The 21,013-nt window shown below is 63.9% G+C and carries 19 protein-coding genes; 9 read left to right on the forward strand and 10 right to left on the reverse strand.

Annotated elements, in window-relative coordinates:
* Window positions 1-75: 75 nt before the first annotated feature.
* From Q0C17_RS00275 to recR, 5 genes are all read left to right on the forward strand, one after another.
* The gene (locus tag Q0C17_RS00275; RefSeq protein ID WP_291199511.1) at window positions 76-1,113 is read left to right on the forward strand and encodes a ribonucleotide-diphosphate reductase subunit beta; all 1,038 of its coding nucleotides are present in this window, start codon (window positions 76-78) and stop codon (window positions 1,111-1,113) included.
* A gap of 123 nt (window positions 1,114-1,236) precedes the next feature.
* Window positions 1,237-2,964, forward strand: coding sequence for a DNA polymerase III subunit gamma/tau (locus Q0C17_RS00280; protein ID WP_291199514.1), 1,728 nt, complete (start codon window positions 1,237-1,239; stop codon window positions 2,962-2,964).
* Window positions 2,965-2,976: 12 nt separating this feature from the next.
* Window positions 2,977-3,300, forward strand: a complete 324-nt coding sequence (locus Q0C17_RS00285) for a YbaB/EbfC family nucleoid-associated protein (protein WP_291199516.1) — start codon at window positions 2,977-2,979, stop codon at window positions 3,298-3,300.
* A 44-nt stretch (window positions 3,301-3,344) separates the two neighbouring features.
* Window positions 3,345-4,565 (forward strand): Coenzyme F420 hydrogenase/dehydrogenase, beta subunit C-terminal domain, encoded by a 1,221-nt coding sequence (locus Q0C17_RS00290; protein ID WP_366914735.1) that lies wholly within the window; start codon window positions 3,345-3,347, stop codon window positions 4,563-4,565.
* A 31-nt stretch (window positions 4,566-4,596) separates the two neighbouring features.
* The gene (gene recR / locus Q0C17_RS00295; protein WP_291199521.1) at window positions 4,597-5,202 is read left to right on the forward strand and encodes a recombination mediator RecR; all 606 of its coding nucleotides are present in this window, start codon (window positions 4,597-4,599) and stop codon (window positions 5,200-5,202) included.
* Window positions 5,203-5,215: 13 nt separating this feature from the next.
* Here recR and thiD read toward each other — a convergent pair whose 3' ends face one another.
* The 4 genes from thiD to Q0C17_RS00315 all read right to left on the reverse strand — a co-directional run bounded on the left by thiD (window position 5,216) and on the right by Q0C17_RS00315 (window position 8,654).
* Window positions 5,216-6,034: a bifunctional hydroxymethylpyrimidine kinase/phosphomethylpyrimidine kinase gene (gene thiD / locus Q0C17_RS00300; protein WP_366914736.1), complete on the reverse strand. Its 819-nt coding sequence runs from the start codon at window positions 6,032-6,034 to the stop codon at window positions 5,216-5,218.
* Window positions 6,035-6,102: 68 nt separating this feature from the next.
* The gene (locus tag Q0C17_RS00305; RefSeq protein ID WP_291199526.1) at window positions 6,103-6,489 is read right to left on the reverse strand and encodes a hypothetical protein; all 387 of its coding nucleotides are present in this window, start codon (window positions 6,487-6,489) and stop codon (window positions 6,103-6,105) included.
* Between the two features lie 69 nt (window positions 6,490-6,558).
* Window positions 6,559-7,209: a fructose-6-phosphate aldolase gene (gene fsa / locus Q0C17_RS00310; RefSeq protein WP_291199529.1), complete on the reverse strand. Its 651-nt coding sequence runs from the start codon at window positions 7,207-7,209 to the stop codon at window positions 6,559-6,561.
* A gap of 134 nt (window positions 7,210-7,343) precedes the next feature.
* Window positions 7,344-8,654 (reverse strand): UDP-glucose/GDP-mannose dehydrogenase family protein, encoded by a 1,311-nt coding sequence (locus Q0C17_RS00315; RefSeq protein ID WP_291199532.1) that lies wholly within the window; start codon window positions 8,652-8,654, stop codon window positions 7,344-7,346.
* A 156-nt stretch (window positions 8,655-8,810) separates the two neighbouring features.
* Here Q0C17_RS00315 and Q0C17_RS00320 point away from each other — a divergent pair, with 156 nt between their 5' ends.
* A complete protein-coding gene (locus tag Q0C17_RS00320; RefSeq protein WP_291199535.1) occupies window positions 8,811-9,434 on the forward strand; it encodes a glutathione S-transferase family protein in 624 nt (207 codons plus the stop codon).
* Window positions 9,435-9,440: 6 nt separating this feature from the next.
* Here the strand turns inward: Q0C17_RS00320 and Q0C17_RS00325 are convergent, their stop codons facing one another.
* Window positions 9,441-11,204, reverse strand: a complete 1,764-nt coding sequence (locus Q0C17_RS00325; protein WP_291199538.1) for a hypothetical protein — start codon at window positions 11,202-11,204, stop codon at window positions 9,441-9,443.
* Between the two features lie 80 nt (window positions 11,205-11,284).
* On the opposite strand from Q0C17_RS00325, the gene Q0C17_RS00330 reads away from it, so the two are divergent.
* Together Q0C17_RS00330 and Q0C17_RS00335 are read left to right on the forward strand one after the other, a co-directional pair.
* The gene (locus Q0C17_RS00330; protein WP_291199541.1) at window positions 11,285-12,295 is read left to right on the forward strand and encodes a glycosyltransferase; all 1,011 of its coding nucleotides are present in this window, start codon (window positions 11,285-11,287) and stop codon (window positions 12,293-12,295) included.
* A gap of 11 nt (window positions 12,296-12,306) precedes the next feature.
* Window positions 12,307-12,993: a bifunctional 2-polyprenyl-6-hydroxyphenol methylase/3-demethylubiquinol 3-O-methyltransferase UbiG gene (locus Q0C17_RS00335; RefSeq protein WP_291199544.1), complete on the forward strand. Its 687-nt coding sequence runs from the start codon at window positions 12,307-12,309 to the stop codon at window positions 12,991-12,993.
* A 66-nt stretch (window positions 12,994-13,059) separates the two neighbouring features.
* On the opposite strand, the gene Q0C17_RS00340 is transcribed toward Q0C17_RS00335, so the two are convergent.
* On the reverse strand, window positions 13,060-14,577 hold the full coding sequence (locus Q0C17_RS00340; protein ID WP_291199548.1) for a phosphomannomutase/phosphoglucomutase: 1,518 nt from the start codon (window positions 14,575-14,577) through the stop codon (window positions 13,060-13,062).
* 245 nt (window positions 14,578-14,822) lie between these two features.
* On the opposite strand from Q0C17_RS00340, the gene Q0C17_RS00345 reads away from it, so the two are divergent.
* Window positions 14,823-15,611 (forward strand): outer membrane beta-barrel protein, encoded by a 789-nt coding sequence (locus tag Q0C17_RS00345; protein ID WP_291199551.1) that lies wholly within the window; start codon window positions 14,823-14,825, stop codon window positions 15,609-15,611.
* A gap of 9 nt (window positions 15,612-15,620) precedes the next feature.
* Here the strand turns inward: Q0C17_RS00345 and Q0C17_RS00350 are convergent, their stop codons facing one another.
* The 4 genes from Q0C17_RS00350 to Q0C17_RS00365 are packed head-to-tail and all read right to left on the reverse strand — an operon-like array spanning window position 15,621 to window position 20,958.
* Complete coding sequence (locus tag Q0C17_RS00350; RefSeq protein ID WP_291199554.1) at window positions 15,621-16,343, reverse strand: glutamine amidotransferase; 723 nt, start codon at window positions 16,341-16,343, stop codon at window positions 15,621-15,623.
* Between the two features lie 8 nt (window positions 16,344-16,351).
* On the reverse strand, window positions 16,352-18,214 hold the full coding sequence (locus tag Q0C17_RS00355; RefSeq protein ID WP_291199557.1) for an ABC transporter ATP-binding protein: 1,863 nt from the start codon (window positions 18,212-18,214) through the stop codon (window positions 16,352-16,354).
* A 50-nt stretch (window positions 18,215-18,264) separates the two neighbouring features.
* The gene (gene bla / locus Q0C17_RS00360; protein WP_291199560.1) at window positions 18,265-19,221 is read right to left on the reverse strand and encodes a subclass B3 metallo-beta-lactamase; all 957 of its coding nucleotides are present in this window, start codon (window positions 19,219-19,221) and stop codon (window positions 18,265-18,267) included.
* A 15-nt stretch (window positions 19,222-19,236) separates the two neighbouring features.
* Window positions 19,237-20,958 (reverse strand): DUF885 family protein, encoded by a 1,722-nt coding sequence (locus tag Q0C17_RS00365; RefSeq protein ID WP_291199563.1) that lies wholly within the window; start codon window positions 20,956-20,958, stop codon window positions 19,237-19,239.
* Window positions 20,959-21,013: the final 55 nt, after the last annotated feature.

Consider the following 21,013-nt stretch of genomic DNA (forward strand, 5'->3'; position numbering starts at 1 on the left):
GGCGTTAACGAATTTTAAGCACTATATATGGTGTTTGGACGCCACCAAAGACGTTTGCATTCTAAGGAGTTCCCCATGGCTGACGGCAACGCGAACCTTCCCGGCCTGCTCACCCCGAGCCACGCCTACAAGCCGTTCCGCTATCCGTGGGCATACGAGTTCTGGAAGAAGCAGCAGCAAGTCCACTGGATGCCCGAAGAAGTGCCCCTCGGCGAGGATTGCAAGGACTGGGCGGTGAAGCTGTCGGACGCCGAGCGCAACCTGCTGACCCAGATCTTCCGCTTCTTCACCCAGTCGGATGTCGAAGTCGGCGCCAACTACATGACCAACTACATGCCGCGCTTCAAGCCGGTGGAAGTGTCGATGATGCTGGCCTCGTTCTCCAATATGGAGACAATCCACATTGCGGCCTACGCTCTGCTGCTCGAGACGATCGGCATGCCGGATTCCGAATTCTCTGCCTTCATGGAATACAAGGAGATGTCGGCCAAGCACGACTATCTCGGCCAGTTCGGCTGCGAGACGAACGAGGACATCGCCGTTTCGATGGCCGTGTTCGGCGCCTTCACCGAAGGCCTGCAGCTATTTGCCTCCTTCGCGATGCTCATGAACTTCCCGCGCTTCAACAAAATGAAGGGCATGGGCCAGATCGTGACCTGGTCCATCCGCGACGAGTCGCTTCACTGCGAAGGCATGATCAAGCTTTTCCACACCTTCTGCGCCGAAACGAACGTGATGACGGACGAGTTGCGCGAGAAGATCCGCGAGTGCTGCCGCACCGTGATTGCGCTGGAAGACAAGTTTATCGACCTCGCCTTCGAGATGGGCCCGGTCGAAGGCATGACGCCAGCCGACATCAAGAACTACATCCGCTACATCGCCGATTGGCGCCTCGGCCAGCTGAAACTCGAGCCGATTTACGGCATCGACAAGCACCCGCTGCCCTGGCTGTCGGAAATCCTCAACGGTGTCGAGCACGCGAACTTTTTCGAACAGCGCGCCACCGAATACTCCAAGGGCGCCACTAAGGGCGACTGGCACGGCGAAGACGGCGTCTGGGGCCGCTTCGATGAACGCCGCAAGAAAGCCGCCGAAAGCGTGCCCGCCGAATAGATATTTGGTTGCAAAGAGCCCCGCCCTAACCGTCGCCCTTATAAGGACGGTTAGAGTGCGGCGAAGCACAATGCCAACCCCCATTTGCCCCAGCGCTCCGGCCCGGCTAGTGTCCGCCCGGTAATGAGCGCAGACGATTCCTCCACAGGCGATGACGCCTCGGGTTCCCTGTTCGGGGACGCAGCGCATGTGCGCGCCGGCGCCTATGAGGTTCTGGCCCGGAAATACCGCCCGCGCCGCTTCGAAGACCTTATCGGCCAGGAAGCGATGGTGCGCACGCTCTCAAACGCTTTCGAAATGGGCCGCATTGCCCACGGCTTCATGCTGACGGGGGTGCGCGGCGTTGGCAAGACGACCACCGCCCGCCTGCTTGCCCGCGCGCTGAACTTCGAGCCGAAGGATGCGCCCAAGGGCAAGGGAAAGAAGGGCGAGGCTGCGACCGGCCCGTCGATCCATCTCGACCCGCCCGGAGTTCACTGCGACGCCATCATGCGCGGCCAGCACCCCGATGTGCTGGAACTCGACGCCGCCTCCCGCACCGGCGTCGCCGACATGCGTGACCTGCTCGATTCGTCCCGGTACGGACCGGTTTCGGCGCGCTTCAAGGTCTACATCATCGACGAAGTGCACATGCTGTCGAACGCCAGCTTCAACGCGCTTCTGAAGACGCTGGAAGAGCCGCCACCGCACCTGAAGTTCATCTTCGCCACGACCGAGATACGCAAAGTACCTGTCACCGTGCTATCCCGTTGCCAGCGATTTGACCTGAAGCGCCTCGAAACGCCGGTGCTCGCCGCTCATCTCGGCCGCGTCGCGAAGAACGAAAAGGCGAAGGTTTCCGAAGAGGCTCTTGCCCTCATTGCACGCGCTGCCGAAGGCTCGGTACGCGATGGCCTCTCCCTGCTCGACCAGGCGATTGTTCAGACTCCGGACGGTGAAGTCTCCGGTGCCGCTGTCCGCGACATGCTGGGCCTCGGCGATCGCACGCGCCTCTATGACGTATTCGAGAAGGCCATTACTTCCGACGGAAAGGGCGCCCTCGCTGAACTGAAGGACCAAGTCGCCGGCGGCGCCGATCCCGCGGTCGTGCTGAAAGACCTTATGGACATTGCCGCCGATGTCTCCGTTGCGCAAGCTACCGGCGATGGCTGGACGCCGTCCGGGCCCGCCGACTGGGCAAGCCGCACGCGCGCCCTCGCGCAGCGCCTAACCCCGGCGCAGGCCGCACGGACCTGGCAGATCCTCCTCTCCGGCTATGGCGACCTCCAGGTCGCACCCGATCCTGCGACGGCACTCAACATGGTAGTCCTGCGCCTCGTCGCAGCCTCCGGTCTTCCGTCCCCGGAGGAAGCGGCCCGCATGATTGCCGAAGGAGCCCGCCCGCCGGGAAAGGGCGATAGCCCCCTTGAGGCTTCGCCGATCGCGCCCGGCGGGATCGCCAGCTTTGCCGATATCGTCAGCGCCCTGACAATCGCCCGCGAAGTGGCCCTGCAAGTCGATACCGAACGCTTCATCCGCTTTGCTTCCGTCAGCGCCGGTCATCTCAGCTACGCCCTCGCGCCCGGCGCACCGTCCGGCCTTGCCGGACGTCTCAAGATATTCCTCGACAACGAGACCGGGCTCGACTGGCAGGTCACGGAATCGGAGACCGATGCCGAATCCCTGCGCGAACGCGAACGGCGCGAGAAAGCCGAGCGCATCGCAGCCGCCAGCCAACATCCCCTGATCGCCGCGACGCTGAAAGCTATCCCCGGTGCGGTAATCCTTGATGTAACGGACGAGCCCTCGCCCATTGAAAATCCCCCTGCGGCGGACAATGTGATCCAGTTGAAGACGCGGCGCAGCAGCTGACGGAGACCCCCAATGAAAGACCTTGCCCAGATCATGCAGCAGGCCCAGGCCATGCAGGCCAAGATGGCCGAGGTTCAGGCCAAGATCGAGGCAACCGAAGCCGACGGTGTCGCCGGCGCGGGCCTCGTCCGCGTCAAGCTGAAGGGCAAGGGCGAACTCGTCTCGGTCAGTATCGACAAGAGCCTGATGGGCGACGATCCGGAAATCATAGAGGACCTGATCAAGGCCGCCCATTCCGATGCCCGCCGCCGTCTAGACCAGGCGATGGAGGACGCCATGCGCGCCGCCACATCCGGATTTGGCGGCCTGATGCCGGGCTTCAAGCTGCCCTTCTGATGCGCGCGTGACTTGGTCAGCGGCGCGCGTATAGTTGCCGCCTGATGACCCAGTCGCCCTACACGCCCCCTCTTCGAGCGCCCGAACCCCGAGGCCTCTGCACCGACTGCGGTGTCTCCCGGATGGCGGACGCCAAAGCCTGCGGGCGCGCCTGCCAGTTCATCCAGCCTGATTACCCATCGCAGGAACTGCGCCTGCATGGGCGGACGCGGAATGATCAGACGCCGGACGAAACACATTTCGGCGTGTTCCGGCGCATGGTCCGCGCACGCCTTTCGCCAGCGAAGGCCGGCGCGCAGTGGACCGGTATCGCGACAACGCTGGGCGAGCAATTGCTGGCGACCGGCAAGGTGGACGCGGTGCTGGCGGTCGCGCCTGACCCGGAAGACAGATGGAAGCCAAAGCCGGTGATCGTGACCCGCGCCGAGGACATGGACCAGTGCCGCGGGATGCGGATGGGGTATTCGCCGCTCATTGCCTTGATGGAGGAGGTTGCCGCGCGCGGATTCAAGCGGATCGCGCTGATCGGCATTCCCTGCCAGGTTTACGCCCTGCGCGCGCTGGAGGCGGAGTTCGGTCTCGAGAAACTTTATGTCATCGGCACTCCCTGCTCCGACAATACGACCACAGAAAATTTCCACGATTTCCTGAAACTGCTAGATCCCGCACCGGAGACGATTTCGTATCTGGAGTTCCGCGCAGACTTCCGCGTGGAACTGCGCTTCGATGACGGCCGCCAGCGGCTGATACCCTTTCTCTCCCTTCCCATCTCGAAACTGCCGCGTGACTTCTTCCCGCTGACCTGCCGGACCTGTGTTGACTATACCAATGCCCTCAGTGACCTGACGGTCGGCTATATGGGCGGCGAAGGCGAGCAATGGCTGATCGTGCGCAACGGGCGCGGCGAGGAACTGGTGGAGCTGCTGGGCGACGCGCTCGTCACCGCCGTGCCGGGATCGAAGGGCAAGCGGGCGCCGCATGTCGCGGCGTTCATCAAAAACGTGGAACTGGCAGCCGGCGGCCTGCCGCTGCGCTCGATGCCGAACTGGGTGCGCCCGCTCGTTTCCTTCCTGCAACCGCGAATCGGGCCCAAGGGCCTCGAATTCGCGCGCACGCGGGTGGAGATGAAGGCGGCCGAAACGGTGATCCACTTGCGGCGGGAGGAGCCGGCCAAACTAAAGAACATGGTGCCCGCCCATGTGTGGAAACTGCTGGGAAGCTACGGCATCGCGCCGAAGCCGGGCGAGCGGAAGGAGCCGGGGTGACAGTTTCGCCGGACTCGGGCAGAACCCGCCCATGTCCCAACGCTCTGCCGGCCCCGAACTCCTGCGTCTCATCGACCTGATCGCCAAGCTGCCCGGGCTCGGGCCGCGCTCGGCGCGGCGTGTGGCGCTGCACCTCCTGAAACGCAACGAGACGCTGCTGAAACCGCTGGCCGAGGCGATGGCAGAGGCGGGCGCGAAGATCCAGAAATGCGAGACCTGCGGGAACTATGACACGGTGCAGCCCTGCGCGGTGTGCCAGCTGCCAGGCCGCGACGATGCGGTGATCTGCGTGGTGGAGGATGTGCCGGATCTCTGGGCGCTGGAACGCGGCGGCGCGTATCGCGGGCGCTACCATGTGCTGGGCGGGGTACTGTCCGCGATCGACGGCATCGGGCCGTCGGACCTCGGCATCGCGGCGCTGGTGCGGCGCGTTGAGGCAGGCGGTGTGCGCGAGGTGATCCTTGGTCTGAATGCCACGGTGGATGGGCAGACGACCGCGCATTACATCGCCGATCAGCTGGAAGGCAAAGGCGTGGAAGTCACCCGGCTGGCGCACGGCGTTCCGATCGGCGGGGAGCTCGATCACCTGGATGACGGGACGCTTGCAGCAGCGCTGCGTTCGCGGCGCGGGGTTTGAGCCGAAGCGGCGGCTAGTTTTTCAGTTCATCCAGCAGCCAGCCGTGATGGACCGGGCCATGGCCCTTGCCGAAGCCTTTCGCGGCCCTGATCGCGCCGTGGAGATAGTCCCTGCCCTGTTCGACCGCTTCGGGCACCGAGCGGCCCTGCGCGAGGAGGGCGGCAATGGCGGAGGCGAGCGTGCAGCCGGTGCCGTGTGTGGACGTCGTGTCGATGCGGGGACTTTCGAAGATCCACTCGCCGGTGGTTGTCTGCAGCACGTCATGGATGAGCTTGCCGCCGATATGGCCGCCCTTAACGAGCGCGCCATTGGCGCCGAGTTCAAGCAGGCGTTCGGCGGCGCGGCGCTGGCCGTCGATGTTCTCGACCGGCTTGCCGGTCAGCACCTCCGCCTCCGGCGCGTTCGGCGTGACGAGGCGGGCGCGCGGGAGGAGTTCGGATCGGATCGCGCTGATGGCTTTCTCGTCCACCAGCCGGTCGCCGGACGTGGCGACCATGACGGGATCAATGATGCGCGGTGTGACGCCGCCCTGCGCGTGCAACGCTTCGGCGATGGCCTCGACGAGCTGGGCCGAGCCGAGCATGCCGGTCTTGATCGCGTCGGCGCCGATGTCTGCCAGCGTGACCTTGATCTGACCCAGTACCGCCTCCAGCGGAACCGGCCAGACGCCGTGTACGCCGCGCGTATCCTGCACAGTGATCGCCGTGACGGCGGTCATCGCATAGCCGCCGAGCATCGTGACAGCCTTGATGTCGGCCTGGATGCCGGCGCCGCCACCGGAATCGGAGCCGGCGATGATGAGAACGCGTCCGGTGGGGTTGGTCATGACCATGTCCTTGATGCCGGACTTGGTCTTAGCGCCAAGTACGGCGCTGTCACCAACGGATCGCTGCGTCCTGACTACCGGCGAATGAGAGACTGGACCAGTCCAATGAGGAGTTGCGGGACTGACAGCACCACCCCAAGCAGGAAGAAGGGAATCGATGCGCCATACATCATCACTGTTTCGCCGAGCGTGGCGCCGTGTCCGTTCCCGAGATAACCCGGCAGTATGATCAGAAGCACAGCTATGCCGAGGCTGCCGCGTCCGAGGAGCGGGCCCCAGGTCAATGGCCAGGCGAGCATGGGCCCCATCAGCACGAGCGCCCAGAAGAGTGTCAGCAGGGTGACACCGATATGGGCGGCCCAAAGGGAGGTGATGAAAGCAGCCGCGACCACAATACTGGCCACCCATCGAACGAGGCGTCGCGCGGGTTCGCGGGAGGTGCCCAACAACCAAGCTGTCATGCCGTCCTCCTCAAGCCATCGAGGCTCTCACAGGAGGGTTGAAATTTCGTGCAGCGCCGCCTGGGGCGATCAGACCTTGATGCCAGCTTTCTTCGCATCGGCGAGGAAAGTTTCGAGGCCTTTGTCCGTGAGCGGATGGTTGACGAGGGACTTGATCACCGCGGGCGGGGCGGTCATCACGTCAGCACCGGCGAGGGCGCATTGCTTCACGTGGTTGGCCGTGCGGATAGAGGCGGCGAGGATTTCCGTATCGAACAGGTAGTTGTCGTAGATCTGGCGGATCTCGTGGATGAGTTCCATGCCGTCGAGGTGGATATCGTCCAGGCGGCCGATAAAGGGCGAGATGAAGGTCGCGCCGGCTTTCGCGGCGAGGAGCGCCTGGTTGGCCGAGAAGCAGAGCGTGACATTGACCTGCGTGCCCTCCCCCGTCAGCGTCTTGCAGGCCTTGAGGCCGTCGAGCGTCAGCGGGAGTTTCACAGTGACGTTGGAGGCGATCTTCGCGAGCTTGCGGCCTTCCTTGATCATGCCGTCATAGTCGGTGGCGACGACTTCGGCGCTGACCGGGCCTGGCGTAAGCGCGCAGATCTCGGCGATCACTTCGGCGAAGGGGCGGCCGGACTTGGCGATCAGCGAGGGATTGGTCGTGACTCCGTCGATCAGGCCGGAGGCGGCGAGGTCGGCGATGTCTTTCGTATCGGCAGTGTCGACGAAGAATTTCATGTGCAGGTTCCAGTCCGGTGAGAGAGCGCTGGCGCTTCCTTAACCAATCGGGACCCGCGATCCAAGTGCGGCGCAGATAGAAACGCTCCCCCCGGGGCCGGGAGGAGCGCTGGATTGTGGGCGCCGTAGCAGCCTCAGACGGCCGGACGGCCGATCGAGGTGTAGGCGAAGCCGTGTTTCGCCATGTCTTCCGGGGAGTAGATATTTCGCAGGTCGACGACGACCTTGCCCTTCATCGCGCCCTTGATGCGGCCGAAATCAAGCGCGCGGAACTGGTCCCACTCGGTGATGATGACCATGGCATCGGCGCCATCGACGGCTTTGTAGGCGCTGTCGGCGTAGGTGATGTCTTTCAGGAGGTGGGACGCTTCCTTCATCGCTTCCGGATCGAAGGCGACGACCTTGGCGCCAGCAGCCGTGAGCGCCGGGAGGATGTCGAGCGAGGGCGCATCGCGCATGTCGTCTGTGTTCTGCTTGAAGGCGAGGCCGAGCACGCCGATCGTCTTGCCCTTCACCTCGCCACCCATCGCCTGGATGACCTTGTGGGCCATGGCTTTCTTGCGGGCGGCGTTGACCTCGACGACGGTGTCGACGATGCGCACCGGACTGCCATAATCGTTCGCGGTCTTGGTGAGCGCGAGCGTGTCTTTCGGGAAGCAGGAGCCGCCATAGCCTGGGCCGGCGTTGAGGAATTTGGAGCCGATGCGGCCATCAAGGCCAATGCCGCGCGAAACTTCCTGCACGTTGGCGCCGACCTTTTCGCACAGGTCCGCCATCTCGTTGATGAAGGTGATCTTCACGGCGAGGAAGGCGTTGGCGGCATACTTGATCAGCTCTGACGTGCGGCGCGCCGTAAACAGGATCGGCGTTTCGTTGAGGAAAAGCGGGCGGTAAAGCTCGCGCATCACCTGCTTGGCGCGCTCGTCCTCTGTGCCCACGACAACGCGGTCCGGGATCTTGAAGTCCTTGATCGCGGCGCCTTCGCGCAGGAATTCGGGGTTCGATACCACGGCGAAGTCGCCATCCGGGCGGACCTTCTTGATGATCGCTTCGACTTCGTCGCCGGTGCCGACGGGCACGGTCGACTTGGTGACGATGACGGTGAAGCCGCTCATCAGCTGGCCGATCTCCTCGGCAGCGGCATAGACATAGGAAAGGTCGGCGTGGCCGTCACCGCGGCGAGAAGGCGTGCCGACGGCAATGAACACAGCATCGGCATCCTTGACCGCTTCGGCGGCGTCAGTGGTAAAGAACAGGCGCTCTTCCTTGACGTTGTTGGCCACGAGGGTGTCGAGGCCCGGCTCGTAGATCGGCATGATGCCGGCCTGGAGCTTGTCGATCTTCGACTTGTCCTTGTCCACGCAGGTTACGATGTGGCCGAAATCGGCAAAACAGGCGCCTGACACGAGGCCGACATAGCCCGTTCCGATAATCGCGACACGCATGGAATAGTCCCTCAGTAAGATACAATAGCGGGGTGTTCGCCTGCGGGGTGCAATTTTTGTGCGAGAGGGTCAAGGGGCGTTTGCCCCAAGGGGAACTGGGTTGACTCGGGGGGTGCCGACCCATTAGAACAAAACATGAACAAATAGGAGGGCAGGATGAGCCTCGTACTTTATACGAACCCCATGTCGCGCGGCCGGATTGCCCGCTGGATGCTCGAAGAGACAGGCGCAGCGTACGAGACGCGCTATGTGCGCTATGGCGCTGAGATGAGCGGGGCGGCGTATGCCGGCGTGAACCCGATGCGGAAGGTACCGGCGATCGTGCATGACGGCCGGGTGATAACAGAGTGCGCGGCAATCTGCCTTTACCTTGCCGATGCCTTTCCGCAGGCGGATCTCGCCCCGCCTCTAAACGCGCGGGCGGATTATTACCGCTGGATCCTGTTTGCGGCCGGGCCCTGGGAGCAGGCGACGACGGCGCAGGCGCTGGGCATGGATGTGCCGCCGGACAAGTCGGCGATGGCGGGCTTTGGAGATTTCCAGCGGACGCTGGAAACGCTGCTGGGCGCGGTACCGGAGACGGGCTACTTGGCAGGGCCGAAGTTCACGGCGGCGGACGTCTATGTGGGCGCGCAGATCGGCTGGGGTGTGCAGTTCGGCTCGATCCCGAAGACGCCGGCAGTGGAGGCCTATCTGGGGCGCATCCAGTCGCGGCGCGGCGCGATCCGGGCGAACGAGTTGGACGATGCGGCAGGCGCAGAATACGGGCCAGATGGCTGAGCAGGATCAGTCCGGACGGACGCGGTAGATGGCGGTTGCGCCGCCCTGTCCGGCGGGTTGAAGCCAGGCGGGCACCTCGCCGCTCAGGATTTTGGCGACAAGGCCGTCCGGAGCATAGCCAGCGAAGAATTGCAGATCGGGATCCGCCGGACAGACCAGGAGATAGTCGACCCGCACGGCACGAAGCCGGGCGTGGGCGTCGTCTGGCGGGGCGGTGAAGATGGCGAGGGCGGCGTCAATGCCAGCGGCGTTGCGGTGATAGTGGCCATGGAGCGTGCTGTGCGGTGTCTCCAGCAGCAGGCCGGGGGCATCAGAGGCGGACGCGAGGATGCGGCCAGTGGGCAGCGTGTTCAGCTCGGCGTGGGTTGCGGCGGGGTCGCAGGAGGCGGCGAGCGGCGCAGTGGGCCCCGCGCCTGAAGGCGCCAGCAGTCCGCCTGCGATACTCCAGGTGAAGGGCAAGGCGGCGAGCAGGACGACGAGGTAGGCGAGGCGCGGCCAGGAGGAACCAGCTTCTCCGGCATGAATGCGCGCGATGAGAACCGCGAGCGGCAGAACAGCGAAGAGCTGGCCGAAGACATAAAAGCGCGTCTGGTAGAGCGCGAAGAGCAGCGAGACCGTCAGCAGGAGAACAAAAAGCAGACCGGCGCGGCGGTCCCTACCCTGCCAGACCATCCAGAGCGCAGCGCCGAGGCCCGCAATCTGCGATCCGAGGCGGAAGAGGACTTCGTCGGGATGCGCGTTCATGAGCGCCAGTGTGGGGCGGGCTTCGTCTACGCGGGAAAGCCAGAGATCGCGCGCCTCCGGCGACAGGGCCGCGAGCGGATTGGCGAAGCATTGCGGCCCAGCGACCAGCACGAAGGCAACGCAGATGGCGCCGACATTGGCGAGCGCGCCGAGACGGATGGCAAAGGACTTGTCCGAGGTGATCTGAGCGGCGAGCGCGAAGGCAGCGCCGCCGCCGAGCCCGGCGAGAAGAGTGACCGAGGAATGCGCATCGCAGCGCGCGGTCCAATAGTCGAGCGGCGGGACAGTGACGAGGAACGTGGCCGCGAGGACAGCGGCAAAGCTCGCGCCAAAGACGACCGCGCCCTGGCGCGCGGAGGCGCCGCTGATCGCCCAGTCCACGGCGACGAAGGCGGCGATGGCGGCAACGAAGAGGTAGACCTCGACACCGACAGTCGCCGCAAGTGCGAGGCAGGCGCCAGAGAGCGCCATGGGCGCGGCGGGCCGGCCGCGCGCCAGAAGTGCGGCGGCGGCGAGGAGGACGAGGCCGAGTTGGATGTTGTGGTGGTCAATGGCCCCGGGCAGGAAGCGGAAGTGGCGGAATAGAACCGCGAAGCCAAGCAGACAAGTGAACAGGACAACGCCCCGGCCACCGACGGCGCGGGCGCCGTGCACAAGCGCCGCCGTTACCACCAGCACACTGATTATCGGCCAGAAGGTAAAGGCCAGTCCAAGCGCGGCATCCTGGCCAAGCAGGGGCGTGAACAGCGCCGCTATCGCAGCGATGGGCAGATCCACGAGGCGGGACCAGTGCATCAGCGTCCCGCCCTCCGGTCCAAGGCGCGGCTGGGTAAGGTCAAACCAGGACCGCCCCTCCAGTAGGTCACGCACCTGGACGAGGCGCATGACATCGTCGCCGTCCGGGCCGATAGCACCGAATCCTCCCATCAGTATACTGACGATCAAAAGGCTGGTGCAGACCGCTACTGAAAGCAGCAGACCGGCATGTCCTTCAGCGAAGTTTTCAGATCGCCCGGGCGCCGTCATCAGGAAACCGCCCCTCCCGCAAGGCTAACTTAACCAGTGCAGGTGTATGGCATGCAAACATTCACCAAAGACTGAACGCCATGACGCCCGAACCGAACCGTTACAGCCTTGCCGTCCTGTTGCCCTGTTACAATGAGGGGCTGTCGATCGCGTCCGTGGTGATCAGCTTCCGCAAGGTGCTGCCAGGCGCGCGCATCTATGTGTATGACAACAACTCCACCGACAACACCGCCCAGCAGGCCGCGCTGGCCGGCGCAACGGTGATAACCTGCCGGCGACAGGGCAAGGGCAATGTCGTGCGCCAGATGTTCGCCGACATCGAAGCCGACATCTACATCATGGCCGATGGCGACGGGACATATGATGCGTCTGCGGCACCGCGTATGATCGAAGCGCTGATTGCCGACCGGGCCGACATGGTGGTGGGCACGCGCCGAAACATCACGGAAGATGCCGGGCGCAAGGGCCACGCCTTCGGCAATCAGCTGTTCAACCGCGTCTATCAGGCGATGTTCGGCCGCGACTTCACGGACATCTTCTCCGGCTACCGCGTGTTTACCCGCCGCTTTGCCAAAAGCTTCCCGGCGCATTCGGCGGGCTTCGAAATCGAGACGGAAATGTCAGTCCACGCCTCGACGCTGCGCCTGCCGGTGACCGAGATCGAATTTGACTACGGCCGGCGCGTCGAAGGCTCGGCCAGCAAGCTGTCTACCTTCCGGGATGGCTTCCGCATCTTGTCGATGATGGCCATGCTGCTGAAGGAGACGAAGCCGTTCGTGTTCTTCGGCTGGATTTCTGCGGCGCTGTTTGCGACCTGCACGGCGCTGATGGCGCCGATCACGTTGGAGTTCTTCGCAACCGGACTTGTAGAGCGCATCCCTACTGTGATGCTGGCCATGACGCTGCTGGTCGGTGCGATGCTGTCGCTGTCGTGCGGGATCATCCTTGATTCCGTCTCTCGCGCGCGCATCGAGCAGAAGCGCATCTTCTATCTCTCGCAGGCGCCCGCGCGCGGGGAGCGCTCCTTTTCCGGCGCGCACCCGATCGAGGAACGAGAGACGCAGGCACCCTTCCGGAGCACGGGATTCTAATGCGCCGGGAGATGACCAACCGTATCCGCTATGTGTTGGAGGACATTGTGCCGCCGGTGCTGAGGGATTCTTCCCTGTTCCGCGCAGCGGCCTCGATGGCTTGGGGCAGTCATGTGGCAGACCTTGCCCGTTTTCGCGAGCGCGCAGCCTTTCTGACGGACGAGGAATACGAGGCGCTCTACCGCAAGCATCCCCGCGTGCATGAGGACACCGACAATTCGGACGCCTGCATCGCAGCCATTACGGCGGATATTGCAGGCATGAGCGCGGTGGACGTGGGCTGCGGCACGGGCGCGCTGCTCCGCCGCGTGCGAGAGGCGCGACCTGAGCTGAAGGCGCTGGCGGGCGTTGACTTCGTGATCGATCCAGAGCTGAAGGATGAGGGCATCCGCTACTTTGCGGCGAAGGTTGAGACCCTGCCCTTCCCGGACAAGGCGTTCGACACCGTGATCTGCACCCATGTAATCGAACATATCGTGGACTACCGCGCCGCGATTGCCGAGCTGCGGCGCGTTGCTCGCCGGCGGCTGATCATCGTGGTGCCACGCGAGCGGGAGTACCGCTATACGTTCAACCCGCATGTGAACTTCTTTCCGTACCCGCACAGCTTCCTGCGGGCGATGATGCCGGTGCCGGATGCGCACCTCATCCGCGAGATCGGGCGTGACATCTATTACCGGGAGGATTTCAGCGCTTAGAAGCGGCTGGAATCAAAAAAGCCCGCTCGGCGGAGCGGGCTTTGCAGTGTCTGCCGGAAAAGGCGCTCAGATTTCCTGGTTGTAGGCGCCCACTTCCGGATGCTTGCCGAGGCGCGGCTTCACTTCCTTGTGGAAGAGGTCCTTCATATCGGCGTCGCTGGCCATGGATTCGACCACGACCACCAGCTCCGGCTTATTGGACGAGGCGCGCACGAGCACCCAGGAGCCATCTTCCAGCGTGACGCGGGCGCCGTTGACCGTGTTCACGTCGACAACCTTCCGCCCAAGGATGGTCTGTCCGCTGAGGGATTTGTATTCTTCGACCATTTTATCGATGACACCGTACTTCACTTCGTCGCCGCAATGGGGAGACATAGTGAGTGAGGTAAAGGCGACGCCGAGTTCGGACTTCAGGTCCGCCATCGTCTTGCCGGGGTTGCGATCCAGCATCTCGAGCACGGCCTTGGCGGCAACGAGTCCGTCGTCATAGCCGAGGCCGATGGGTGGGCGGAAGAAAAAGTGGCCGGACTTCTCGAAGCCGGCTAGCGCGCCAAGCTCGTTCGTGCGGCGTTTGATGTAGGAATGCCCGGTCTTGTAATAGTCGACGGTTGCGCCGTTGGCTTTCAGAACGGGATCGGTCTTGTAAAGGCCAGTGGATTTCACGTCGACGACGAAGGTGGCATTCGGATAGCTTTTCGAGAGGTCGCGGGCCAGCATCAGGCCGATCTTGTCGGCATAGATTTCCTCTCCGGTATTGTCGACAACGCCGCAGCGGTCCCCGTCGCCGTCGAATCCGAGCACAACATCGGCGCCGTGCTCTTTTGCGGCGAGCGACATCTCGTGCAGCATCTCGTGATCCTCCGGATTCGGATTATATTTCGGGAACGTGTTGTCGAGGTTGCAGTCCATCTCGATCACTTCGGCGCCAAGGGCGCGCAGGCAGTCGCCCGCGAAGGCGCCGGCCGTGCCGTTGCCGCAGGCGGCGACGACCTTGATCTTGCGGGTCAGTCTTGTGTCGCCGACGATTGCCTGGATGTATTTCTCGCGCAGGCCGTCGATGCGGCGGATCGAGCCGCCGGCGCGCTCGACGAAGCGGCCGTTCATCACGATCTCTTTCAGCTTGCCCATTTCGTCCGGACCGAAGGTCAGCGGGCGGTTGGCGCCCATCTTCACGCCGGTCCAGCCGTTCTCGTTGTGGGAGGCGGTAACCATGGCGCAGCAGGCTGCGTCGAGTTCGAACTGGCTCCAGTAGACCATCGGCGAGAGGGCGAGGCCGACATCCATGACTTCGCAGCCGCCGGCAACGAGGCCGAGGGTGAGCGCGTTCTTGATCGGCTGGCTGATCGAGCGGAAATCGTGGCCGGTGACGACCGTGGGCTTCACGCCGAGTTCGTGGAAGAGGGTCGCCATGCCGAGGCCGAGCGCCTGGACGCCGGTGAGGTTCAGCTCCGGGGCTTTCGGATGGCCGATGCCGTTGAACCACCAGCGGGCGTCGTATTCCCGGAAACCGGTCGGCTTCACCAGGGGCAGGATCTCGAATTCGAGCGTATTGGGGGCCAGGTCTGTGCGCGGCTTCGGCAGCATGTGTCTCTCCGTGAAACGGGTTAGGCGCGCTCCCGGGCGGGGCGCTGCGTGATGCCGGGTTCTTTTGCAGTTTTCGCGCCGCAGGCGAAAGGGGCGGCGTACCGTGACGATCACGAAAAGTTCAGAAGCAGGAAAGTTGCCCCGGCAATGCACCCTTCTATCTGCCTTCCCGGAAGCGTTCCGAGGCCGGCTTTTTCCAGCCGGCCCCGGGGAGGCTCTCCCGAACCCCATAAGGAGACTTCAGAATGAACTTTCGGATTGCGATCCTTGCGCTCGGCGCCGCAACGGCCAGCCTCGCCCTGCCCGCTTCGGCACAGGAATGGTATGTTGGCGGCTCTGCCGGCTACGTCCTCCAGAATGATAGCGCCAATGCCGGTGAGACCGGCGCCTTCACGACCGGCAACGGCGCGCCGGTGATCCCGTTCGGCAGCCCGATTGCCGCGGGCACAGACTACGGCTGGGACACTGAATTCGACAATGGCTACGCGCTCTCTGCCGAATTCGGCGCGCGCTATGGTAACGGCTTCCGTTCCGGCGTGGAGCTTGTCTACAGCCAGGCGGACGTTGACACCCACTCCGGCGTGAACGTCGCTGGAACCGTCATCGACGGCGTGGACGCCGCCGTGCTGACCGGCTCGCCGACGCAACTCGGCGCTACGGTTGGCCAGGTAGTGGCGACGCCGGACGGTGACCAGATCGAGTCAACCAGCCTGTTCGCCAACCTCTACTATGACTTCAACCGCGAGGGCCGGATCAGCCCCTATGTGGGCGCTGGCCTCGGCTATTCGGATGTGTCGGTGCAGTACAGCCCGTCGGGCGTCGGCATCATCGATGACAGCAAGGGCAAGTTTGCCTACCAGCTGAAAGCCGGCGCCACGCTGGCCGTCAGCGAGAGAATCGACCTCTTCGGTGAGGCGGCCTACCGCGCCACGGATGACGTGAAGCTGGAGAACGAGCTGTTCCCCGGCACACTAAACATCGAGAACACGCAGACCGTGTTCAGCGTCGGTGTACGCTACCGTTTCGGCGGCTAATCCGGAATGTCAGCTTCCTGCGTTTGCGCGCAGGAAGCTGACGATCCAGCCGGCCAGCAGGCGGCGGTCGCAGTCCCCGGCAAGGGAGGCGACCGCAGCATCTGCATCCTCCTCCCTGAGCGCGCCGCCACGCCGGGCAGCGTAGAGGGCGGCGGCGAAGTCCGGATCAAACTCCGGATGGCACTGGAAACTGATGGCGGGAAAGCCGCGATAGTCGAGGCCCGCATAAGGTGTGAAATCGGACTGTGCGATAACGCTGGCTGTCGGCGGCAGTGCAACGACCTGATCTTGATGGCTTACCGCCACGCTGAGCGACGGCGGGCACGGCACCGCGCTCCAGTCCGGACACTGAACAATCTCGTAGGTATGGCGGCCGACACCCCAGCCCTTGTCGGACTTGACGACCTTTCCGCCGAGGGCCTCGCCCATGATCTGGTGGCCGAAGCAGATCCCGACCTGCGGCGTGTTTGCGGCAGCGGCGCTGCGAATGAAGTCCGTGAGCGGACCTATCCAAGGCAAAGGATCGTACACGCCGGCGGGTGAGCCGGTATAGAGCACGGCTTCAAGCGTCGCGGGATCGGGCAGCGTTTCGCCCCGGGCAATCGAGACCGTCTCGCACGTGATCGCTGAATCAACACCGGCGAACATGCGGCGAAACATTTCTGGATAGTCGGGGAACCGGTCGCGGATGGCCACCGGCGCCAAGCCTGTCTCGATGATCGTGAGTTTCATGCCCTGCCCTATTCTGCCGGGACGTCTTCGGTTTCGCGCGGTTCCGGCTGGACTAGGAACCCGCCCGACTGGCGCGCCCAGAGATCGGCATAGAGGCCGCCGGACGCGACAAGTTCTTCGTGCGTGCCCTGCTCTATGATGCGGCCTTCGTCGAGCACGACGAGGCGGTCCATCGCAGCGATGGTGGACAAGCGGTGCGCGATGGCGATAACGGTCTTGCCTTCCATCAGCTCGAAGAGGTGTTCCTGGATCGCGGCTTCGACTTCTGAGTCGAGCGCGGAGGTGGCTTCGTCGAGGATCAGGATGGGCGCATCCTTTAGGAAAATGCGTGCAATGGCGATGCGCTGTCGCTGGCCGCCAGACAGCTTCACGCCGCGCTCGCCAACATGTGCGTCGAGGCCGCGGCGGCCTTTCGCATCTTCGAGAGCCTCCACAAAATCGTTGGCGGCCGCCTTGCGGATGGCGGTACGGATTTCGTCATCGGTGGCGCCTGGGCGGCCATAGGCGATGTTCTCGCGGATCGAGCGGTGCAGGAGCGATGTGTCCTGCGTGACGACACCGATCTGTGCCCGGAGGGATTCTTGCGTGACCTTCGCAATGTCGTGCCCATCAACAACAATGCGGCCGCTTTCCGCGTCGTAGAAGCGCAGCAGAAGGTTTGTGAGCGTCGTCTTGCCCGCGCCGGAGCGGCCGACGAGGCCGATCTTTTCGCCGGGGCGGATGGCTAGAGAGAGATTCTCGATGACGCCTTCGCCCTTGCCATAGTGAAAGGCTACCGATTCGAACCGCACGTCGCCTTTTACGCGCGGCAGAGCAGCGGCGTCCGGCGCATCGACCACGGCGACCGGTTTGTCCAGCATGGCCATACCGTCATAGACAATACCGATATTCTCGAAGAGACCAGCGACTTCCCACATGATCCACTGCGACATGGCTTTCATGCGCAGCGCGAGGCCGACGGCGACAGCGACCGCACCCGCACCGACAACATTACCGGTCCACAGGAGAATGCCAGAGGCGGCGATGAGGAAAACGAGCAGCGAGTTGTTCAGGTAAACGATAACATTGAAGCCGGTGACGAGGCGCATCTGGCCGTGCACGGTATCGAGGAAACCGGACATCGAGTCCCTAGCGTAGGATTCCTCCCGGCCGGAATGGGCAAAGAGCTTGACCGTCTGGATGTTCGTGTACGAATCAACGATGCGCCCGGTCATGATCGAGCGCGCGTCGGCCTGCTTTTCGGCGATCCTGCCGAGCCTGGGCACGAAGTACCAGAGGAGGCAGGCATAAACCGCAAGCCAGAGGACGAGCGGCGCAGCAAGGCGCCAGTCGGCCGAGCCGATGAGCGCAAGCGCCGAGAAGAAATAGACAAGGACGAAGACGAAGACGTCCAGAATTTTCATTACGACTTCGCGCACGGACAGCGCCGTCTGCATGACTTTCGTTGCGACGCGGCCGGCGAACTCGTTACCGAAGAAACCCATCGACTGGCCGAGCATTTGCCGGTGCATGCGCCAGCGCGCACTCATCGGCACATTGCCCATCAGGCCCTGATAGACGATCAGTCCCTGGAGGAGCGTTGCGAGCGGCAGGCCGATCAGCAGGATACCCGCCATCAGCGCGAGTCGGCCTCCTTCCCGCTCGAAGAATCCTTCGCGCTCAGCGGTGGCCAGCCAGTCGACGATGCCGCCGAGAAAGCCGAACAGGGCGACTTCGCCCACAGCAATCAGCGCCGTGAATATCGACATGGCGATCAGCCAGGGGGCGGCATCCTTGATGTAATGCCACACAAACGCGCGCAAGCCCTTCGGCGGAACGCCGGGGCGGGTTTCCGGAAACGGATCAATACGGGTTTCGAACAAGCGGAACATACGCCGCACATGTGGCGCAGGGTGCGGCAAAGAACAAGATGGCCGGGGGATCAGCGCGCCATGTCTTCTTCCATGGCGAGCTGCGTTTCGAACGCCGCTTCCATTGCAGTGTTGAAGGCCTGCAATTCCTCGGCATCCACGAAGGCATTGGCATCACCGGCGGCGAGGCGCGCGCGCTTTTCGGCGAGGCCAAAGAAGTTGTCGTGGTTGGCGAGGAAGATGTCTGCCTCAAGCGTGCGGACCTTCTCGAAAGTGGCGCGATAGCTGTCGATCATGCCGGGATAGGATTCCGGCACCAGCCTCTGCCCAGCGACGGTTGAGCTGCAGTGCAGGAAGGCCGTATGCGCGGCGCCGTCTACGCCGGCGACCGGCAAGGACCACGAGGTGCACCCCGGCGTGTGGCCGGGCGTAAGGTGAGCGGTCAGTATGACGCCGCCGAGGCTGAGCGTTTCGCCATCATCGATGATTTGGTCGACACGCACGGGCGGAAATTTCATGCCCTTGGAGGGGCCATAGAAAACATCTCCGGCCTCAAGGATCGGCGTGTCGGCGGCGCTGGCGACCATGATTGCGCCCGTGGCGCGCTTCAGGGCGGCGAGGCCGCCAGCATGGTCGATATGGGCGTGTGAGTTCAGCAGGTATTTCACGTCAGCCGGATCGAAGCCGAGGGCGCGGATGTTCTCGAGGATCAAAGGCGCAGATTGCGGAACGATGCCGTCCACGAGGAAGTGGCCATCCGGCGTGGTGACAAGATAGGCGCCGACCGTCTTCGAGCCGACATAGTGTATGTTGCCGATGACCTTGAACGGGGCAGAGGGCGCGTTCCATTCCATACTGGCCGCCGTCGGCTCCAGCGGCGCGGTGATGGAGGCGTCGATCTCGGCATCGCTGGCGAGGGGTGGCTGTACTACGGCAGCTGGCAGCGGCGCTTCGAGCCCGAGGTCTGCCGCAGGCGCGGCGCAGGCAGCCAGCAGGAGCGCGGCCGGCGCGGTAAAGGACAAACGCATCGGAATCTCTCGGGACTAGGGTTTCGGGTAGGAGGCGACCCAGGCTTTCACCTGCGCTTCGAGCACATCGAGTGGCACGGCGCCTTGGCCGAGGACGACATCATGGAACTCGCGGATGTCGAAACGTTCACCGAGCGCGCCTTCCGCTTCCGCGCGCAGGCCGCTGATCTTCAGTTCGCCGATCTTGTAGGCGGTCGCCTGCCCCGGCCAGCCGATATAGCGGGTAACTTCGGTCTTGATGTTGAGGGGCGAGAGGGCCGAGTTCTCGATGAAGCAGGCCTCGGCCTGTTCGCGCGTCCAGCCATACCAGTGCAGGCCCGTATCGGCGACGAGGCGGCAGGCGCGCCACATCTCGTAGGACAGCGCACCGAAGCGTTCATAGGGCGTCTGGTAGATTCCGGCCTCTCCGGCGATGCGCTCGGCATAGAGCCCCCAGCCTTCGCCGAAGGCGGTGGCGTAGTACTCCTGCCGGAAGCGGGGCTGGCCGGACATTTCCTGCGCAAGGGCGATCTGAAGGTGGTGGCCGGGGACGGCTTCGTGGGCGGATAGCGAAGGAAGTTCGTAAAGTGGACGCTGCTCCAGCGCATAAGTGTTGACGAGGTAGCTACCCTGGCGGCCTTCAGCGGGGTCGCCCTGTGCGTACCGGCCCGTGGTGTAGCCGGGGGCGATGGAAAGCGGGACCGGGTCAACCGTGTAGCCAAGCTTCGGCAGTTGATTGAACCAGAGCGGCAGGATGGCGTCGATCCGGCCGGTGATTTCCTTTGCCTTGTCCATCAGTTCGGTATCGGTTTGTGCATAGAATTGCGGATCAGTGCGCAGAAAGGACTGGAACTCGGCAAAGGTGCCTGCGAATCCCGTTTCCGCCATCACGCCGTGCATTTCAGCGCGGATGCGGGCGACTTCGTCCAGGCCGATGGCATGGATGTCCTCGGGGGAGTAGCCGGCGCCGGCGGTATGGGCATCGACCGCCGCCGCGTAGGCCTCGCGGCCGCCGGGCAGCGCAGCGATGCCAGCTTCGCGGCGAACGGCCGGGGCATAGGTCATATCGATGAAGCGTGCAGTGTCCCGGTAGGCCTGAATGGCATTGGCAACAGCGATGAGGCCGTCTGCCTTGAGGCGGGCGGCGGTGGCGGGCGGGATCGTATCCGGCAGGGAAAGGAACGGGGCGTACAGGTCGCTGGTGGCCGGATCTTCGACGATCTGGGCGGCGATCTGCTCGCGCATGGTGGCGAGCGGGTCCCTGTGCGCGGTCCAGCCGGTGGTAATGCCACGCGCCATATTGATGCGGTTCTCGGCAAAGAAGCGGGGTACATCATTCAGCCTTTGGACCCAGGCATCAGCATCTGCCTCGGTCCTGATTCTAAGGCGCAGGGCAGCGAAAACCGGCGCGGCGTTGAAGCCCCAGTCGCCCGTGAATGGGATGCGGGCAGTATCGAGCGCGTCGGCGGTAACCTCGTCAGTGAGCAGGCGCGTCAGGATCGCCGCATCTATGGCGCGGGCGGTGCCGGAGGCCTCAATCTCTTCCAGAAGGGCGCGGGCTTCGTCGGCGCGGGCCGACACATCGCGCGGACGCACACGGCCCCAGCCTGTCGGTGCAGTGCCGGCGGCGCGGGCCGCCTCCCCCGGATCGCTGGCCAGCGCGAAGGATTCGTAGGCCTCGATCAGGGGATCGAGAGGGTCTGCAAAGGCAGGCGCAGAGAGCGCCAGGATGCCTGCCGCGAGGACAGCCAGTTTCATATTGTCACTCTCTTCCCTCGTTGCGTTGACACGAACATAGAGGCGCCTAGAAGGC

Source organism: Hyphomonas sp. (assembly GCF_022844445.1).
Taxonomy (GTDB): Bacteria; Pseudomonadota; Alphaproteobacteria; order Caulobacterales; family Hyphomonadaceae; genus Hyphomonas.

Bases quoted from the DNA above. Each gene is read 5' to 3' on its own strand.
- Q0C17_RS00275 (WP_291199511.1), top strand. From the start codon at position 76: ATGGCTGACGGCAACGCGAACCTTCCCGGCCTGCTCACCCCGAGCCAC.
- Q0C17_RS00280 (WP_291199514.1), top strand. From the start codon at position 1,237: ATGAGCGCAGACGATTCCTCCACAGGCGATGACGCCTCGGGTTCCCTG.
- Q0C17_RS00285 (WP_291199516.1), top strand. From the start codon at position 2,977: ATGAAAGACCTTGCCCAGATCATGCAGCAGGCCCAGGCCATGCAGGCC.
- Q0C17_RS00290 (WP_366914735.1), top strand. From the start codon at position 3,345: ATGACCCAGTCGCCCTACACGCCCCCTCTTCGAGCGCCCGAACCCCGA.
- recR (WP_291199521.1), top strand. From the start codon at position 4,597: ATGTCCCAACGCTCTGCCGGCCCCGAACTCCTGCGTCTCATCGACCTG.
- thiD (WP_366914736.1), bottom strand. From the start codon at position 6,034: ATGGTCATGACCAACCCCACCGGACGCGTTCTCATCATCGCCGGCTCC.
- Q0C17_RS00305 (WP_291199526.1), bottom strand. From the start codon at position 6,489: ATGACAGCTTGGTTGTTGGGCACCTCCCGCGAACCCGCGCGACGCCTC.
- fsa (WP_291199529.1), bottom strand. From the start codon at position 7,209: ATGAAATTCTTCGTCGACACTGCCGATACGAAAGACATCGCCGACCTC.
- Q0C17_RS00315 (WP_291199532.1), bottom strand. From the start codon at position 8,654: ATGCGTGTCGCGATTATCGGAACGGGCTATGTCGGCCTCGTGTCAGGC.
- Q0C17_RS00320 (WP_291199535.1), top strand. From the start codon at position 8,811: ATGAGCCTCGTACTTTATACGAACCCCATGTCGCGCGGCCGGATTGCC.
- Q0C17_RS00325 (WP_291199538.1), bottom strand. From the start codon at position 11,204: ATGACGGCGCCCGGGCGATCTGAAAACTTCGCTGAAGGACATGCCGGT.
- Q0C17_RS00330 (WP_291199541.1), top strand. From the start codon at position 11,285: ATGACGCCCGAACCGAACCGTTACAGCCTTGCCGTCCTGTTGCCCTGT.
- Q0C17_RS00335 (WP_291199544.1), top strand. From the start codon at position 12,307: ATGACCAACCGTATCCGCTATGTGTTGGAGGACATTGTGCCGCCGGTG.
- Q0C17_RS00340 (WP_291199548.1), bottom strand. From the start codon at position 14,577: ATGCTGCCGAAGCCGCGCACAGACCTGGCCCCCAATACGCTCGAATTC.
- Q0C17_RS00345 (WP_291199551.1), top strand. From the start codon at position 14,823: ATGAACTTTCGGATTGCGATCCTTGCGCTCGGCGCCGCAACGGCCAGC.
- Q0C17_RS00350 (WP_291199554.1), bottom strand. From the start codon at position 16,343: ATGAAACTCACGATCATCGAGACAGGCTTGGCGCCGGTGGCCATCCGC.
- Q0C17_RS00355 (WP_291199557.1), bottom strand. From the start codon at position 18,214: ATGTTCCGCTTGTTCGAAACCCGTATTGATCCGTTTCCGGAAACCCGC.
- bla (WP_291199560.1), bottom strand. From the start codon at position 19,221: ATGCGTTTGTCCTTTACCGCGCCGGCCGCGCTCCTGCTGGCTGCCTGC.
- Q0C17_RS00365 (WP_291199563.1), bottom strand. From the start codon at position 20,958: ATGAAACTGGCTGTCCTCGCGGCAGGCATCCTGGCGCTCTCTGCGCCT.